Origin of the sequence: Klebsiella sp. GW_Kp181 (assembly GCF_040062315.1) — a bacterium.
GTDB lineage: Bacteria > Pseudomonadota > Gammaproteobacteria > Enterobacterales > Enterobacteriaceae > Klebsiella > Klebsiella oxytoca.
The window spans coordinates 22,874-40,546 of sequence record NZ_JBEAFR010000083.1 but is presented as its reverse complement, the minus strand read 5'-3'; the positions used below and the strand labels follow the sequence as shown (position 1 = coordinate 40,546).

Below are 17,673 nucleotides of genomic sequence, written 5' to 3'. Positions count from 1 at the left end.
ATCCGTACACAGGAAATGAGGCTATGTCTTTAAATAACAGTCCAGAGAAAAAAAACGGGACAACGTTCCCTTTACACTGTTTACCTGAGCAATTAAAAGAGACAGTTGAACGTGTGAATATGTTTACAGGAATGTCAATGGAACTAACGATAAACATTATTTTCACCATGCTTTCAATTATCTGCCAGTACCTTGTTGGTGTTGTATCACCTTACTCGGGTATACCTGGCCCATGCTCTTTATACCTACTTACGCTTGCCGAGTCTGGTGAAGGTAAGACGTTTCTGTCACGACTGTTAATGAGGCCCTTTTACAGCCAGATTGAGAAAATGCAGCTTGAATACAGAGATCGGCTTACCATCTATAAAAGACAACATCGTATCTGGAAAACTAGCTTACAGGGATTCGATGCCAATCAACGTCAGGCTATAAAAAATGGAAAGGGTGTCGAGGATGCTCAGGTTCAGCTTGATGAACATTATAAAGGTGAACCCAAACGTCCTGTTGAGCCAAAATTCAGCTATCAGGATGTGACATTTAAAGGTCTTATCCAGGGCTTAAGCCTACATGCTGAAGCTGGCATCATTATGGATGAAGCGTTCTCTTTTTTCAGAAGCGGGTTGAAAAATCATCTCGGACTGTTGAATAAAGGCTGGGATGGAGGGAAATATTCATTTGACAGAACAGATGGTGAGAACTACGAACTCCCATTATGTCTGATGCTTTCACTAATGATTCAGCCTGGCGTATTTATTAATTATTTAGAAAAACATGGAGAGATGGCTAAAAGCAGTGGTTTACTTGCCCGATTCCTTGTTATGAAGGTAAAAAGCTCAATAGGGCAACGTAATAGCCGTATTGATGAAGAAGGGCTGAATGCAGTATTAGCTCCGTTTTATGACCACATTCAGGGGCTGTTAAGCCTTCTTGAAGCCCGGTTTTATGATGACAGTATACCGAAAGATGAACTGAGACTGTCAGATGATGCAAAAATGTTTCTTCAGGAAAAACAGAGAGAAATTGAGCAGGCTATATTACCAGGCGGGAAGTATTCACATATCCGGGATTTTGCGTCAAAAGCTATAGAGCAGGCACTGCGACTGGCTACAATAATGACTTTTTATTTAACTAAACCTACAGGAGGCAGTTCGGCCGCTGACCTTATTTATACTAAGATTATCGATGCACGTCAGATAAGAAATGCCCTGACAATAGTGGGTTGGTATTTGCAGCAGGCGAGTGATTTATTTTACCCTCTGTCAGAGCGATACCGGTTTGAATGCGACGTCCGAAGCCTCTGGAGCTTTATTGTTAAAAGACTGAACAAAAGTCAAGGTATGCCATTTCCTAAATATGAATTGCTTCAGTCTGGTCCGGGCCGTCTCAGACACATAGATAAATTAACGCCTGCGTTAAATCAACTAATCAATCAGGGCATGTGTTGCATTATAAGGTTCAATGGCTCCAGTGCTTTGTACATCGCGGGTATTCATAACGGCTCTATATGTACAGGCGGGATTACCCACCACTACAGCATCGTACAAAGGCAAAATCTGAAGGATGAAGGTTTCTGGCATGTTGATTTGTAAGATATTTACGACCAGGCAGGCAATTGTTAAACAAAACGGTATTTATTACTTTCGAATTCTGGTGTGGTTTCATTTGAAATGGCGACAATCATCGCAGCGATCATGCGGAGGTTGAGGGATAAATAACCAGATATGCACTTGTCGATTTTAAAAACAGTTGCTGGTATTGCTAATTTAGCAGAAATATCAGTTTTTCAGCGTGTGATGGTGACGGATGTTTGTTCAAAACTCGCTCATGATGTCTGGAGTGCATGATGCCCGGAACACCCCATGAAGCAGATCGTCACTTTCGATTTGGTAGTGGAAAATAGTGCTGTATGACTGTATTCGCGTATCAGGTGTTCGTAACGCAATAAGGTAATTATACGTAATATATATTAACTAAATATCACATCACTATTCTTTACCAGCTATAGCAATCATTAGTGATAACATTCAATGAATTAAAGTACATACACATCATGACTAAATGTAGGAGAGATTGCGATAACCTTGTTTCTAGGCTCAGACCAGCACGAAAGGAACGATTATGTGATAACCATTATCAGATCTTTTTATTCGGGATCAACAGACGTGAACGGAGAGAAAATACCCGATGTGGATATTCACTTTGTCAGAATACGTTATCAGGAACAAGAAATAGAAAGTATTGCAGTGCAGTCTGTCGACAACGTGATTCCAGGAAATTCGATAACCTCAATGCTGAAAGTATTCTGAGTTCATCGTACTGGACACATATGGAAAATGCAATCAAACGGAATCTTTATTTGTTAGGATCAGTTTCGAATATGGGAGATATCGTGAATTATTATCATCTGTATATATGCAAATCTCGACACCAACGAAGTTATACCCTTCCACAGAAGGGATGTGATGGAAAAATAACGCTTGTTCCACTGTTTTGTCTGGATATCAGCCATCTATATCCGAACGCAAAGGGCGGGGCAAATATTGCTCAGAATCTGATTATAGCACCTTCATTTATTAATCGCAGGAATAATGATGCTATCCCGTATCAGGGACAGGGCTTCGGGGGAATTCAGTCAACGGGTGGGCTGATCCCTTTTAACGGCAGTCTGTATGACAGTTTAACTGCGCGATTTGGTTCAGAGGAGGTGAATGCGGCATTAAGAGAAATAACACCGGCCAAACGTTTTTATGGCAATGTTCCCAGAGAGATTGAGTTTGGTGGTATTGAGCAACAGCTTCCCTTATTCACTTTGCTTTATGGGGAATTATGGCGTCTTGGGCATGACAAAATCTCGGAATGCCTGGGGGAGATCCGACAACTGTTCCCTGAATATCCTTTTTATCTGGAGTTACTGGCGATTGTGGGCTTCCATGCGGTGTTATCTGGTGATCCTGATCGCATCATGGCGCTTTTATGCCGTGTTTTTAATAAATGCTTCAATATCAACTCGTCATTACGTGAGCCACACAAGCAGTGTATCGGTCTGATGTATCGCTTACTTAGTAAGTATCTTCGTCGCTACTTCAGCGTTGAGATAGACGACAGGGAAGCCGTGGTGGCGTTCTACAATGGGTTTTACTCACAGGAGATAATCGCGCCTGGCGATTCTGAAGATGAAGTCGTGTGTTATCGCTATTTCACTGGCGTCAGACGTTCTGCTACCACCTTTTTCTATGTACCACCACAGAAGAAGGAACCTGTCGATTTATGGCGTCTTATGGGGGAAGATCTTACTTTTGAATAAAGAATATTCCATATATTTTTGCGGCTATATTACTTATCTGAACAGATCAAGAATCTTTTCTGCAACGGTGAAATAACCACTTCCTGCGTGACTTACCCGGTTCGTTACTGATGTAGCGTTCCGGGTTTTTTAGTTTTATGCGGCAATTCCCAGCAGCAGCTATCTCGCGGGATTCACCGATGCGTCATCGTTCTGGCTACAGATAAATCTTTCTCACTAGTTTCAGCACAAAAAAGAGGTCGCTCAGACTGCCGACCCCTGCAACCAACAAACGTAATACGATTCGCTGTCTAAACAACTGTCGGGCTGCCTGCCGGTTTGCAATCTTTCGCCGGAACAACCCGAGAAAATGGCGACATTCAACCAGCGCATGCCTTCTCAGAGGCCTTTTGATTTCATGGTGCTGTGGCAAGGATGAAAGAACGAGAATGTCGCTGATAACATCAATGTAGCTGTGCGCCCGGATATCGTAGTAGTCCTGCCGGTGGGTAATCGATGCCGGGTTTGTGATGTAGAAATAGTCCTTCCTGTCGGCGAAATAAAACTGGCCATTTGCAGCGGCGAGGTTAATCGTCCAGAGGATGTCCTTGTGGCTTTTTCCTTCCTGAAAGTGCAGATTATTCTTCCTTATATAGGACGAGCGCACCATTTGTAGCCACAGGTAATGCGGCCATTCTTTCTGTGCCACGCAATATTGTATCCACGCATGCCCTCTGACCACCTGAGCATAGAGCTGTTTACGATGAACCGGTCGCCGCTGCAGGCAACTGCTGTTGGTACGCCAGCCATTGAAAAGGGCAACATCGGCCTGAGCCGCTCGTGCGCTCTTCAGTCGCTCCCGGAGAAAACCTTCTTCAATCCGGTCATCTGCATCCAGAAAGACCACCCATTCACCCCGGTGTACTGCCAGTGCTGCATTTCTTGCAGCATATACACCCTGATTTTCCTGATGAACAATAATCAGCCGCTCATCGGTGATGGCGCTGAGTATGGTCGATGTTTCGTCGGTAGAGCCATCATCCACAACAATCACCTCAATATTGAGTGTTTGCTCGCTGATGAGTTCATGTACCAGATAGCCGATAGTGGCCTGCGCATTGAATACCGGGATAATGACACTGACATCAATTTTAGGCTGCATATCGGGCTACGCTTTCCCTTCACTGTCATCTTTCTGACGCCTGACGGGGAGAATGCGTTTTTCCCTGATTTCCTGCTCAGTATCAAACAAGCACTCGTCGCAGTATTCCTTATCAAGCCCAAGCAGGCGGCTGATGACGCCCCTTCTCTTGTTACATCTTGCACATCTTTTCATTCCGACACCTGTATCCCTTTGAGCCTGCCACTTTCAGTTCTGGTTAGGTTAGTTCTTATAAAACAGAGTTTTAACACTATTTCACCGTCGTTCATGTGTTGTCTTTACAAAAACATTAATTGATTATACAGATCAATTCTATTAAATCGATCGATAAAAACGATCATGATATTGTCGATTACACGCACTTGGGCGTGGGTTTTTGGCGGGTCAATTCCACGGCCCGGAAAGGGGATCGACAACGAAGAGGACAGGATGAAGGTTTCCCGCTGGTTAGCGAGGTGATGAGCAGTTTCAGGAAGTAAAACCATTCAGAGAAACAAGCCCGTTTCTCGTTCAGTCATAAAAAAGGAGAATATTGAATGAAAAAATACCGTCCACATCCGAAAACCATGCTGGCTGTTGTGCTCTGCATGGCAGCGTTTAATGCCTCTGCCGCATGGACCGTCAATGGTACCTTCTGCCAGTCGTACAGCGATGACGGCCAGGTTCTGCTACGGGTTAAGCCGTCAACGATTGGTATTATTGAGAATAAGCCGCAGTGCGGCGGTCGTGGCACCACTGAACTTGCCGGTAGTAATTTCAGGATTAATAACACTTCTTATCCATCCAGTGTGATGTGTAACAGCCAGTCCCAATACCAGGCTGTGCAGACAACCGTGGCAACCCGTGATATTCAGTCAGTTATTCATTTATTGAAAGAAAACAAAAAAGTCAGCATGAGCACGTTTGGTTCCTCTTTTACCTTCAGTACCGCTGATTTTGCCAGCGCGTGCGGCTCAGTTATTAATCAGAAGGTGACCGATTTCGATCCTCAGTCGGAATACAAACGAGACATGGGGAAGATGGGTTACAAACAGGATGAAAACGGCCAATGGCATAAACAATCCAGGCAGGCATATTCACGCGAAGCTGACCCGGAAATAGCTGCCAATTACAATCCAAAAGCGGGCGTTGCTGAAGGTTCTGGAAAAGGTGGGTTCCATGGAGACGGGGCCAGTAAAAATCTTTATGGCCCGGGTAGCCAGGCACAAAAAGATGCAGAAGCGGCAAACGAAGCCCGCCGCCTCGCGGCACAAAATCGTGTGTCGAAAAGTACCACTGGAATAACAGAACCAGAGAAGCAGACAGCTCAGCAGTCTGTCGATTTCCCGGTGAATGCGTTCTGCACCCTGGATAATGGGAAAAATGTGGGAGTCTTTGCCGCTGCAGGGCAGGATTATCGTTACACCTACACGGATAAAAACGATAAAACCGAGCTGGAGTTAACTGAAGGGCTGTTCGGCGTGAAAGCCTTCCATTATCACGCACCGCTGGGCATGGGGTCTGCCAGTTACATCCGCTTTAACAAAGGTGTCTATGACTACATTCTGCTGAGTAAAGACACCGGTCATGAAGAGTTTCAGGGTATTCGGGTGTACAAAAACGGTGACCTGGTTTCGGCTCATGAGTGCAAAACCCGTCTGACGCTCGATACCCGCCAGCTTCCTCAGGACGGTCACGTCGACAACGAAAAAATGGGTGAACACTTCATCCTGAACTGACCGTAAAAATTATTAACCACAGGAATAACCCCGCCACGACGGGACCTTACACCAGCAGGCCACATCCATCCAGGGGACGTGGTCTGTTCTTCTTATGCCGCTGACAGCAACCCCACCAGCCAGGCTCATCACAGCGATGTCCCTGGCCTTTCTTTTATCCACTGTTTAAGCAGGAGAACAAATGGAAAATAACGATGAGATTGACGTTGAGTATGACGATGAGATGCTTGCAGAGAAACACAACCCCCGCAGTATTCAGGCAATGATGGGCTGGCTCTATGACAAAGCCGTCAGCGGGATTGCCGGGATCGAATCGGCTGAAACCCTGGCAGAACGCTATCTCGCCGATGCGAAGGGGGATGTGACAAAGGCCGCCCATGCGATGATCCGGTGGGAGAGCGTCAAGGCGGGCAGTACCGGCTTTTTATCCGGTGTGGGAGGAGTGGTGGCGATGCCGATCACGCTGCCACTGAATATCACCAGCGTGCTGTTTCTCCAGACCCGACTGGTGGCAGCCATCGCCTGCCTCGGCAAACGTAATCTGGCTGACGAACGTATCAGGGCACTCGCCGGGCTGTGTCTGTGCGGTAACGCTGCCAAAGCGCTGTTGCAGGAAGTGGCGTTACAGGCGATGGACAACTGGACCCGCCCCTTCACACGGAGGATTGTGGAGAAAACCCTAGTGCTGATGGCCGCCCGTGCCGGTGTACGCACCAGTGGCCAGTTTATTCGTCTGGTGCCCCTGGTTGGTGGGGTGGTCAGCGGGGCAGTGGATGTCACCACCACCAGCACGATTGGTCATATTGCCTGCACCACGTTTCTGCCACCTTACCGGGGACAACGGAAATCATGAGAAATCATCACTTTCCCTCGTTGCCGCAAGGGACGTTCACCCGAACTCAGGCCGAAGCTATTGCTGCAGCGTACACCAATGTCACCATTGAGGATGACCAGGGTACCCATTTTCGTCTGGTTATCCGCGATAACGGAGGCATGTTTATCTGGCGCGACTGGAATTATGCCCCGGAGGCTGGCGTGATGCTCAGCCGCTATATTGCCAGCAATGGCATCCCGATGGCTCCTGTTACTGACGACAATTAAAGGCCACGGCAGCAATAGCTGCAACCAGCACTACCACTATTTCTCCCTCACAGCTACGCAGATCACTAGGCCATGCTTCCTTCCGGGGGTATGGCCTGTCTGCGTTTATGCCATTCATCAAGGAGTTTACCTAATGCGATTAGCCAGCGGCTTTGGCCGAACCAACCAGATACGTCGTGACCGTCCGCTCACCCACGAAGAATTACACCAGCATGTTCCCAGCGTCTTTGGTGAAGACAAGCACAATTCCAGGAGCGAGAAGTACACCTATATCCCCACGATTACCCTGCTCGAAAACCTGCAGCGCGAAGGTTTTCAGCCCTTCTTCGCCTGCCAGTCGCGTGTACGTGACCCCGGACGCCGGGAGCATACAAAGCATATGCTGCGCCTGCGTCGCGCCGGGCAGATAAACGGCCAGCAGGTACCGGAAATCATCATCCTCAACAGCCATGATGGTGCATCGAGTTTTCAGTTGCTGCCGGGCATATTCCGCAGCGTCTGCACCAATTCCTTGGTTTGCGGGCAGTCGTTTGGCGAAATTCGCGTACCACACCGGGGCAACGTGGTGGAGAGAGTTATTGAAGGCGCTTACGAAGTCCTCGGGGTGTTTGACCAGGTGGAGGAAAAGCGCGAGGCCATGCAGTCGCTGCTGCTCCCGCCGCCGGCACAGCAGGCGCTGGCGAAGGCTGCGCTGACGTATCGTTTTGGTGAAGAGCATCAGGCGGTAACCGAAGCGCAGGCGCTCTCCCCCCGTCGCTGGCAGGATGAGAAAAATGACCTCTGGACGGTTTTTAACCGCCTGCAGGAGAACCTTAGCAAGGGCGGACTGCCCGGACGCTCTGCACAAGGTAAACGTCGTCGCACCCGCGCCGTCAACGGTATAGACGGTGACCTTAAACTGAACCGGGCCTTGTGGGTGATGGCCGAAGAACTGCAGCAGGCGCTGAGCTGATGCGGCACGCTCCAGCGAAAGAGATGTCGATGGCTATGCACAATTCTGCCCACGCTCACATCTGGACGTACCGCTTGCTGATATCACCCGCCGGTAACACGGCACATCTGCTCCCCCAATTACACGACTCACATGCTCCCGCTCATCGGGAGTGCGCTGATGACCCTGACAAAAGGAAAACAACCATGACGGACATGATTCATCTTAACGATAACAACCTGTTGTATCCCTCTACCGGTGATGACTTCATATCGGTATTAGCCGCCACACTCGTTCCGGATGAACAACGAGTGGAATTCTGGCCGCAGTACTTTGGTAACATCCCACAATGGATAATCCTTGAGCCACATATCTTCTCCTGGATGGACCGCTTCTGCGCGGACTACTGCGGGGGTATCTGGCAGTTTTACACGCTGAGCAACGGCGGTGCTTTTATGGCCCCGGAGGCGAATGAGGATACCGATGAAAAATGGTCGCTGTTCAACACCATGAACGGTAACTGTGGTGAACTCAGCGCCGAAGCCGCCGGTATTGCCGTCTGTCTGATGACTTACAGCCACCACGCCATGCTTACCGGATGCGATGCCATGACGGAACACTATTACCGTCTGCGGGATTACGCGCTCAGCCACGCGGAATGCAGCGCCATCATGCACATCATCGACTGAGGTCAGACACTATGGAACAACAGCTACCGCTGTTTGCTGCCGGATTACCGGCATCCGCACAGCACACCATCCGGGAGGCACTAACCCTACTGGAGCGCCAGCTACGCGAACCCGGTGCGCCATTTACCTCCAGTAGCTCAGTACGTGACTGGCTGCGCCTGCATCTTGCCTCACAGGAACGTGAAGAATTTACCGCGCTCTTCCTCGATAACCAGCACCGGCTGATTGCGCATGAAACTCTCTTCACCGGCACCATCAACCATACGCAGGTCCATCCACGGGAGGTGGTGAAGGCGGCACTGAAACATAATGCTGCTGCCATTCTCGTTGCACACTGCCACCCGTCAGGGCTGGCTGAGCCCAGCGACGTAGACAGACGGATCACAGAACGTCTTAAGCAGGCGCTGGACCTAGTGGACATCCGCCTGCTAGATCACCTGGTGGTGGGTGGGATGGAGATTGTCTCGCTCGCTGAACGTGGCTGGCTGTAAGGAGACCGGTGATGAAAATAATCTCCAAACGTCAGGCTATGGCGATTTACCGTCAGCATCCACAGGCCCGGTTGTTTCGCTTCTGCACCGGAAAGTACAAGTGGAGCGGCAGCATCTGCCACTACACTGGGTGGGAGGTACAGGACATCAGCGGTGTGTTGGCGGTTTTCGCTGAACGTCGCCAGGTCTGTTATGGCCCGTATGTGGTGCTGCGCAGCGTCACGCTGAATTAAGCACTTACCGTCACTTTTAAGGAACACTTAAATGCCAGACACTGAAAACACCGTGACCGAGGTGATGCCGCAGAATAATACCGCTTCTCCCTGGTGGGGCCTGAGTCGCCCCATCGCCCCGCTGTTTGGCGCACGCCTCATTCAGGAGGGTAACCGCCTGTACTACCTTGCCGACCGCGCCAGTATTGCGGGTAAATTCAACGATGCGCATTTACGCCAGCTTGACCAGGCATTCTCACTGATGCTCAAAGAACTTGAGCTGAAGCTGGTTTCCGGTGAACTTAACCCACGCCAGCAACGCTGCGTCACGTTGTATCACAATGGCCTTATCTGTGAAGCCGACACGCTGGGCAGTTGCGGTTATATCTACCTCGCGATTTATCCGGGAGAACCGCCAGCAGCGTATTCACCAGACCTGTAACGGCCTCCGGCAACACCACCACCTTCCTTCGTTTCACCTCATAAAGAGAACATCATGCAAACCCTACCTTTACTCTCGTTCAGGGCGGCATCATCACGTCCTGTGCCTGTCGAAATCTGGCAGACGCTACTGACATATCTGTTCGACCACCACTACGGTCTGACCCTCAGCGACACACCGTTTGGCAACGATGGCGTGATTCAGGAGCACATCGACGCGGGGATTTCACTCTGTGACGCCGTGAACTTCATCGTCGAAAAGTACGACCTGGTGCGTACCGACCGCATGGGTTTTACCTTGGACGAACAGTCGCCGCTGATTGGCAGCATCGACATTCTTCGCGCCCGTCGCGCGACCGGTCTGATGCAGCGTCAGGGGTATAAAACCATCAGCAATATCACTCGTGGCAATCACCGACAGGAGCAACCATGAAACTGTCACTCAACGTGGAAGCCGACAGTATCAATGTTCTGGCGCTGAACATGGGCCGAATCGCCGTTGAGATTGATGGCATTGAACTGGCCCAACTGATTGATGTGGTCTGCGATAACGGCTATTCACTGCGTATTGCTGATGAGCCCGGAAAGCTGCTTGTCGAAGCTCCGCTTCCTGCCAACGCCCGCTATCACGGCATTCAGTGTAGTGCCGCACATATCACCCGCGAGGATAACGACCTGCTGCATCGGCTATCACGACAGGTGCTGGACTTTGATGATTCTGAGTGGGTGGGCTGCACTGGCTCGGGCTATCTCATCCGTCTGGATGCGTGGGCTTTTCCTGTTCTTCAACTGAAACGGCGCGGGCTGTCAAAAGCCGCTCGCCTGTTGATTGTCACCCTGATGCGCCGCTATCAGTTGAGCATCATTCACTTCGATGCCTTTGGTGAACTGCTGCCGGGTTTTGAGATCTTCGACTGGTAGATCCCTCCATCCATTATCACAGGTAACCCCATGCTGGTACTCACTACCTAAGCTGCACTCAATATCCTGATTGATTGACTGGCTGCAGGACAATATCGACTGTGAGTTCGGGCTCATTTTCGATAACGACGAAGACAGAACCGATTCCGCCACGCTCTTACCCTGCATCCAGCATGCAAGGAACGATGTCCGGGATCTTCACCATCTTCAGCTCCTGCACAACGTCAATAAACCGTAGTCTCCCATCAAACCAAACTGCATAAGCGCCAGCCCTGACCCGGCTGGCGTTTTTCATTTATATAAAGGAAAGAAACATGTCTGAACCATTAACTTGCACAGAATCCGACGTACTGACGGGCCATACCGAGCTTATCAGTTCCACCAGCATTGAACGTATTGTTACCAGGCGCAATTCCGCGCTGGAACAAATCAGGACGATGATCCACCAGCTCGCTGATATCTCTGCACTGACCGAGAGTATTGGCGGGCAAACCGCGCAGGACTGGGCAATGCGTGATGGCTACCGCTGTGGCTGTTGGTTGCTTGAGAAAGAGAACACCGGCATGAAAGTTATCACCTGCAATCTCGACCGTAGTATCTGGCACGATTTGATGAAGAAATCCGGCATGATCGCCCTGATGGATGCCGCGGCTCGCGATGAATGGAACCGAACTCTTGAGCGGGATGATATCCCGGCCATCAGTGAAGAGAATATTCTCAGCACCTTCAGACAGCTGCACCACAGCAAAGACGACGTATTTGAGCGCGGGATCATCAACGTCTTCAAAAGCCTGAGCTGGGATTACAGGTCGAACTCGCCGTGCCGGTTTGGCAGAAAGATCATCGTCAACGCTCTCGTGAAACATGACCGCTGGGGATTTGGTTTACTACATGGAAAACGACGGGATCAGTTAGCGGATTTAGATCGTATGCTGAATCTGCTTGATGGTAAGCCTCTTCCAGAAAATCGTCACGATCTCAGCGTCAGATTAGCCGACCATATCAGCAAGCAACACAGTACCGTATACGAAGATGAGTATCTGTCGATACGCTACTTCCAGAAGGGATCGGGGCATATCACCTTCAAACGACCCGACTTGGTAGAAAAGATGAATGAGATCATTGCGAAGCACTATCCGGGGATGCTGGCTGCTAAGTAAGTGTAAAAGGTCTTCTCTTTTGGGTGAGGGCTTTTTAAATCTTCCACACTTATGACAAGCTTCTATCTGAAAACACATATATGTGTATTTACGCGTTTTTGTGTTTTAGTGTCAGCCATCAACCTCATGAGAAGAGCGATGCCATGTTACAGAACAACATCAAACAGCTTCGTACCCAATTGTCGATCACTCAGCGCGAACTGGCGTTTATGGTCGGCACCAGCCAGCAGCAAATCCAGCGCATCGAAACCGGGAAGGTTGCAGCAAAGTTGGGCCTTGCTCAGGCAATATGCAATGCTCTGGATAAACCTCTAAACGTCGTGTTCCCGGAAAGCGATCGGTTGATAGACGACTTCCGTAAGAAGCGTCGTAAAACCGATGAAGATCTTGAGGTAATAGCTACAAGTGGCATTGAAATGGATAGCGGTCTCTGGACCGTAAAACTTTGGCTACAGGGGCTGCAGGATTATTTATTGTTGCCCATTTCTGCTGCTGATAAGCGGAGGTTTTATTATTATTTTCAGGAAACAGCTAGCCCGAATGTAGAGCTGTTCTTTGTCTTTGACTCGGACCAGTATCGTTATGCGTTAAATATGCGTGAAGTGGTATTTCACCAGTTCTTGTCTGATAGTCTACCGCCAATCGTTGCTAAAGAAGATGATGATTACGAAGACGATTATTTTAATGTCCATATCACCCTGGTGAACGGTGGCCCTGTGATTCCGCTGAGCGTTGAGCCTGATGCGCCGCAAAATGAAGAGGCGGATGATATCGGTCAGTTGAATGCGTTCTTTGACAAACTGGACTGTGAGCCTGAAACCACAGATCGTTATATGTTAACCGACGAAGATGGAGAAGATGCTTTTATCCGTATTGGTTCTATTGCCATGGTACGAGTCGTACTTGACGCGCTGGAGCCTGTGGAAGAAGATGAAGAGTAGTTTTTAGCTAGATGTATTCTCAGGGAATCGCGTTGAGTATACATGTGAGTATACAATGTGGTTTCTTGTTTTTATAAATCAATTAATTTCAATTGGTTATGGCGTAAATAGCGGTGCGGCCTTCGCACCAAATGATGCAATAATTAGCTACCTAATGGTGGCTTTTTTTGTGTCCATTTTCATCCAAATTTCTTCATATCCGTCTGTAATTAAAAGATAATTAATTTTTCATTAATAACCATGTGCATTTTGTGGTATTTTCTTATTGGTCATTTTTCATCCATTGACATCCAGGCGACTTGGGGGCAAAAAAGGGGGTAAACCCGGTTCGATAAGCCGGATTAGCTTAAATAGGATGCCATGATTTATTTGGTAAGCGTTGAGGTACAAAGTGAAGATGGTAAAAATATATTCAACATGAAGTTGTGATGCTGCAACACGTGAAGGTTCGGCGGAAGTTGTGCTGGAATGCGAAGGGAAAATAAAATATCTGACCTTCTCCTACAGTGATACGACCGCAAATAGATGCATTCTCCAGGGCTTTATTGATGGTGTGAATTGTTTGAAGAAACCCTGTAACGTTGAATTAATCAGTTCATGTGAGCTCGGTGTGAAGAAAGCGCAGAAAGGAAAGGGAGCTAATGTAGATTTGCACAAGGAATTATGTGGAATCTTGATAAAGAAAGAATGTGAATATTCTTTTTCTGTCATGCATGGTGAAGGCGACATTTTGGATGCTTTTATTCGCAAGCATCGGACAAAACAATAGCTGGAGAGCCTACATACAGAACCATCTTCGACAGCGCTATTTTCTGAACTTACAGGTTCCAATATTGCATTGAACGCTGCCAGTAGGGCTCTCTGGCTTCTGGAGCGTGCTGTGTAACCGGTAACCCTCTGCTGCTTCGGTTATAAAGCTTTTATGTGCCATGCAGAAGGATATGGTTGCCTCCTGGACTCCGTATAACCCGAGTATTTGTATCGAAGCGTGAACAAAACATTGCAGCCAGCCTTTCAACGTGGACAATAGTTATCCATACGGTGATTTTATATTCGATAAATCAATGGATTTCATTGAGTCATAGGACTGGTAATGGATGAAAATGCTTTAGGGTTTGCCTCATACTGGCGCAACTCGCTGGCAGATGCTGAGTCAGGAAAGGGCAGTTTTGAACGCAAAGACGCCAAAAATTTCACTCACTGGCATGAGATAGCGGCGGGACGTCTTGACGAAGCGATTGTCGGTAAATTTTTTGAGGGAGAAAAAGACGACGTCAAAACAGTCGATGTCATCTTGCGGCCAAAGGTTTATTTCCGATTGCTGCAGCATGGAAAGGACCGTTCCGCTGGTGCGCCTGATATTGTTACCCCGATAGTGACGCCAGCCTTGCTAAGCCGTGAGGGTTTTTTATATCCGACGCCAGCGACCTCCATCCCCAGAGACCTGCTTGAACCTTTGCCAAAAGGGGCATTTTCGATTGGTGAGATTGAGCAGTATGACAAATACAAAACGACCCATACGTCATTCTCTATCGACTTTGATGATGGCGTTGATAAGACCGCCGAAACGGATGAAGAACGAGAAGCACGATATGCAGCCTGGCAGCAGGATTGGCGTCAATATCTGGATGATTCAGAGAGGCTACTGAAGAACGTTGTCGGCGACTGGATTAAAAATCCCGAGCAATATGAACTCGCTGAGCACGGTTATATTGTTAAAACGGCGCAATCTGGCGGTGCCAGTTTCCATATTCTTTCTCTTTATGATCACCTGCTTGTTTGCAAAAAGGATGTGCCGCTCTTCAATCGCTTCGCCTCGCGAAAAGTTCATGCTGCAGAGTCTTTGCTTACTCCCGAAGCAAAATTCAGCGACAGGCTTGGACACTCCGGAGATAAGTTCCCGCTGGCAAAGGCTCAGCGCGATGCCTTAAGCCATTTTCTGGATGCCAGGCATGGCGATATCCTTGCCGTTAACGGCCCTCCAGGAACCGGGAAAACCACGCTGGTGCTTTCTATTATCGCCACGCAGTGGGCCAGAGCGGCTCTCGAAAAAGCGGAACCTCCGGTTATTATCGCGACTTCAACGAATAACCAGGCTGTAACGAACATTATCGAGGCGTTCGGGAAAGACTTTTCCCAGGGTACTGGTGCAATGGCCGGACGATGGTTGCCAGAGCTGAAAAGCTTCGGCGCTTATTTCCCCTCAAGCACTCGTAAAGCTGAGGCAGCCAAAAAATACCAAACTGAAGATTTCTTCAACCAGGTTGAGTCAAAAGAGTATGTAGAGAATGCACTGCTGTTTTATCTGGAGAAAGCTAAGGCAGCCTTCCCTGAAAAAGATTGTTCAACCCCTGAAAAGGTCATTGAACTCCTGCATGGTCAGTTGGCAGCAAAATACGAACAACTGGTAAGACTAAACGCAACATGGCAAACGTTAAGCCAGGTTCGGGCTGCGCGTGAGCTTATTGCTAACGACATTGAGCAATATCTCGATAATTTAGATAAATTACTCTCCGGGCAAGAACAAAAAGTCACTCAACTAAAGAGTGCTAAAGCGGAATGGAAAAAATATCGCGCCGGTGAATCACTGATCTATTCATTATTTTCCTGGTTACCAGCGGTTCGCAGTAAGCGGCAGTACCAAATACAATTGTTTCTCGAAGATAAATTAGGTGCGCTGATTGCGGGGAATCAGTGGTCTGATCCTGAAACCATCGAACGTAATATAGATGGACTGCTTAACTCCGCTGAGCGCGAGCAAACAACATACCGGCAGCAGATTGACTCCGCCCATGAAATTGTTCTTAAAGAACAGCAGGCGGCTCAGGAATGGCAGAGGCTGGCACTTGATTTAGGACATGAGGGCAACGAGGAGCTGAGCTTCTCACAGGCAGATGAACTGGCTGATACGCAGATTCGCTTCCCTGCATTCTTACTGACGACCCACTACTGGGAAGGTCGTTGGTTGATGGATATGGCCAGCATTGATGATCTGCAAAAAGAAAAGGGCAAGAAAGGTGCTAAAGGGGTAACAGCTCGCTGGCAACGCCGAATGAAACTTACCCCATGTGTGGTCATGACCTGCTATATGCTGCCCGGCAATATGCAGATAAGCGAGCACAAAGGTCAGCGTAAATTCGAGAAAAGCTATTTATATGACTTCGCTGATTTACTCATTGTCGATGAAGCCGGTCAGGTGCTTCCTGAAGTGGCTGCTGCCTCGTTTGCCTTGGCTAAAAAGGCATTAGTGATTGGTGATACGGAACAGATTCCGCCAATATGGAGTATTGCTCCCGCTATTGATATAGGTAACATGCTGGCGGAAAAAATTCTGTCAGGTAGTACGCAAGAAGAGATTACTGAGAAATATACGGCAATCGCAGAGCTTGGTAAAAGCGCCGCATCTGGTAGCGTCATGAAAGTAGCGCAGTGTGCTTCACGCTATCAATATGATCCCGAACTGGCTCGTGGAATGTACTTATATGAACACCGCCGGTGCTTCGATATTATTATTGGATACTGCAATACGCTCTGCTATCACGGTAAGTTGTTGCCTAAAAGAGGGTGTGAAGAGAGCAATTTAATGCCCGCAATGGGTTATCTCCATATTGATGGTAAAGGAGAGCTGGCAAGTAGCGGAAGTCGATATAATTTGCTTGAGGCTGAAACGATAGCTGCCTGGCTGACACATAACCAGCAGGATATTGAAGCACATTACGGCAAATCACTTCATGAGATTGTCGGAATCGTGACGCCTTTTAGCGCGCAGGTATCGACCATCAAACAGGCGATGAGTAAACAAGGCATCAGCACAGGCACGAATGAAAAGTCGCTCACAGTGGGCACTGTGCATTCTCTTCAGGGGGCGGAAAGAGCGATTGTTATATTCTCGCCAGTCTATTCAAAGCATGAGGACGGTGGGTTTATTGATAGTGATAACAGCATGCTGAACGTTGCTGTCTCCCGTGCGAAGGACAGTTTCCTGGTCTTCGGCGATATGGACCTGTTTGAGATCCAGCCAGCCTCATCTCCGCGGGGATTACTGGCAAAATATCTCTTTGAGTCAGAGAAAAATGCGCTCACTTTTGATTATAAAGAGCGTAAGGATTTAAAAACTTCCGAGACCAAAATCTACACACTCCATGGTGTGGAGCAGCATGATAATTTCCTGAATCAGACATTTGAAAATACCGGTAAACACATCACGATAGTTTCTCCATGGCTGACCTGGCAAAAACTGGAGCAAACCGGTTTTCTTGATTCTATGATTGCGGCGTGTTCACGTGGTATTAACGTCACGATTGTCACTGACAGAAGCTACAACACTGAACATAATGATTTTGAGAAGCGAAAAGAGAAGCAGCAGAACCTCAAAGCGGCGCTGGAGAAACTGAACGCCCTTGGTATTGCGACAAAACTGGTCAATCGTGTTCATAGCAAAATTGTTATTGGTGATGATGGTTTGCTGTGCGTGGGATCATTCAACTGGTTTAGTGCGACGCGTGAAGCGCGATATGAACGATACGATACATCGATGGTTTATTGCGGTGATAACCTGAAGGGCGAGATTGAGGCAATTTACAATAGCCTTGAGAGGCGTCAGGTTTAGGTCAGGAATGTGAT

Annotated in this window: 17 protein-coding genes; 16 read left to right on the top strand and 1 reads right to left on the bottom strand. The window is 48.3% G+C overall.

Annotation, left to right across the window (positions count from 1 at the left end; translation table 11 throughout):
- The first annotated feature begins 23 nt into the window (after window positions 1–23).
- Window positions 24–1,589: a YfjI family protein gene (locus ABLV11_RS23530; protein ID WP_348855869.1), complete on the top strand. Its 1,566-nt coding sequence runs from the start codon at window positions 24–26 to the stop codon at window positions 1,587–1,589.
- Between the two features lie 737 nt (window positions 1,590–2,326).
- Window positions 2,327–3,304, top strand: a complete 978-nt coding sequence (locus ABLV11_RS23525; protein ID WP_348855867.1) for a hypothetical protein — start codon at window positions 2,327–2,329, stop codon at window positions 3,302–3,304.
- A gap of 196 nt (window positions 3,305–3,500) precedes the next feature.
- Here the strand turns inward: ABLV11_RS23525 and ABLV11_RS23520 are convergent, their stop codons facing one another.
- Window positions 3,501–4,445: a glycosyltransferase gene (locus ABLV11_RS23520; RefSeq protein WP_348855866.1), complete on the bottom strand. Its 945-nt coding sequence runs from the start codon at window positions 4,443–4,445 to the stop codon at window positions 3,501–3,503.
- Window positions 4,446–4,981: 536 nt separating this feature from the next.
- On the opposite strand from ABLV11_RS23520, the gene ABLV11_RS23515 reads away from it, so the two are divergent.
- From ABLV11_RS23515 to ABLV11_RS23450, 14 genes are all read left to right on the top strand, one after another.
- Entirely contained in the window at window positions 4,982–6,163 is a 1,182-nt protein-coding gene (locus ABLV11_RS23515; RefSeq protein WP_348855864.1) for a hypothetical protein, read from the top strand.
- 181 nt (window positions 6,164–6,344) lie between these two features.
- The gene (locus ABLV11_RS23510; RefSeq protein ID WP_348855862.1) at window positions 6,345–7,016 is read left to right on the top strand and encodes a hypothetical protein; all 672 of its coding nucleotides are present in this window, start codon (window positions 6,345–6,347) and stop codon (window positions 7,014–7,016) included.
- A complete protein-coding gene (locus tag ABLV11_RS23505; RefSeq protein ID WP_348855860.1) occupies window positions 7,013–7,264 on the top strand; it encodes a DUF905 family protein in 252 nt (83 codons plus the stop codon). Before ABLV11_RS23510 ends, ABLV11_RS23505 begins: the two co-directional genes overlap by 4 nt.
- Window positions 7,265–7,397: 133 nt before the next feature.
- The gene (locus ABLV11_RS23500; RefSeq protein WP_348855859.1) at window positions 7,398–8,216 is read left to right on the top strand and encodes a DUF932 domain-containing protein; all 819 of its coding nucleotides are present in this window, start codon (window positions 7,398–7,400) and stop codon (window positions 8,214–8,216) included.
- Between the two features lie 185 nt (window positions 8,217–8,401).
- Window positions 8,402–8,884: an antirestriction protein gene (locus ABLV11_RS23495; RefSeq protein WP_348855857.1), complete on the top strand. Its 483-nt coding sequence runs from the start codon at window positions 8,402–8,404 to the stop codon at window positions 8,882–8,884.
- 11 nt (window positions 8,885–8,895) lie between these two features.
- A complete protein-coding gene (radC, locus tag ABLV11_RS23490; protein ID WP_312293093.1) occupies window positions 8,896–9,375 on the top strand; it encodes a DNA repair protein RadC in 480 nt (159 codons plus the stop codon).
- Between the two features lie 11 nt (window positions 9,376–9,386).
- The gene (locus ABLV11_RS23485) at window positions 9,387–9,608 is read left to right on the top strand and encodes a DUF987 domain-containing protein (RefSeq protein ID WP_348855855.1); all 222 of its coding nucleotides are present in this window, start codon (window positions 9,387–9,389) and stop codon (window positions 9,606–9,608) included.
- A 31-nt stretch (window positions 9,609–9,639) separates the two neighbouring features.
- Complete coding sequence (locus ABLV11_RS23480; protein WP_312293091.1) at window positions 9,640–10,029, top strand: type IV toxin-antitoxin system YeeU family antitoxin; 390 nt, start codon at window positions 9,640–9,642, stop codon at window positions 10,027–10,029.
- A gap of 54 nt (window positions 10,030–10,083) precedes the next feature.
- Window positions 10,084–10,461: a TA system toxin CbtA family protein gene (locus ABLV11_RS23475; RefSeq protein WP_047343929.1), complete on the top strand. Its 378-nt coding sequence runs from the start codon at window positions 10,084–10,086 to the stop codon at window positions 10,459–10,461.
- Complete coding sequence (locus ABLV11_RS23470) at window positions 10,458–10,949, top strand: DUF5983 family protein (RefSeq protein WP_348855853.1); 492 nt, start codon at window positions 10,458–10,460, stop codon at window positions 10,947–10,949. Before ABLV11_RS23475 ends, ABLV11_RS23470 begins: the two co-directional genes overlap by 4 nt.
- 70 nt (window positions 10,950–11,019) lie before the next feature.
- Window positions 11,020–11,187, top strand: coding sequence for a hypothetical protein (locus tag ABLV11_RS23465; protein WP_348855851.1), 168 nt, complete (start codon window positions 11,020–11,022; stop codon window positions 11,185–11,187).
- Between the two features lie 76 nt (window positions 11,188–11,263).
- Complete coding sequence (locus ABLV11_RS23460; protein ID WP_348855849.1) at window positions 11,264–12,109, top strand: DUF4942 domain-containing protein; 846 nt, start codon at window positions 11,264–11,266, stop codon at window positions 12,107–12,109.
- A gap of 143 nt (window positions 12,110–12,252) precedes the next feature.
- On the top strand, window positions 12,253–13,050 hold the full coding sequence (locus ABLV11_RS23455) for a helix-turn-helix transcriptional regulator (RefSeq protein WP_348855848.1): 798 nt from the start codon (window positions 12,253–12,255) through the stop codon (window positions 13,048–13,050).
- A gap of 1,093 nt (window positions 13,051–14,143) precedes the next feature.
- Entirely contained in the window at window positions 14,144–17,659 is a 3,516-nt protein-coding gene (locus ABLV11_RS23450) for an AAA domain-containing protein (RefSeq protein ID WP_151386394.1), read from the top strand.
- Window positions 17,660–17,673: the final 14 nt, after the last annotated feature.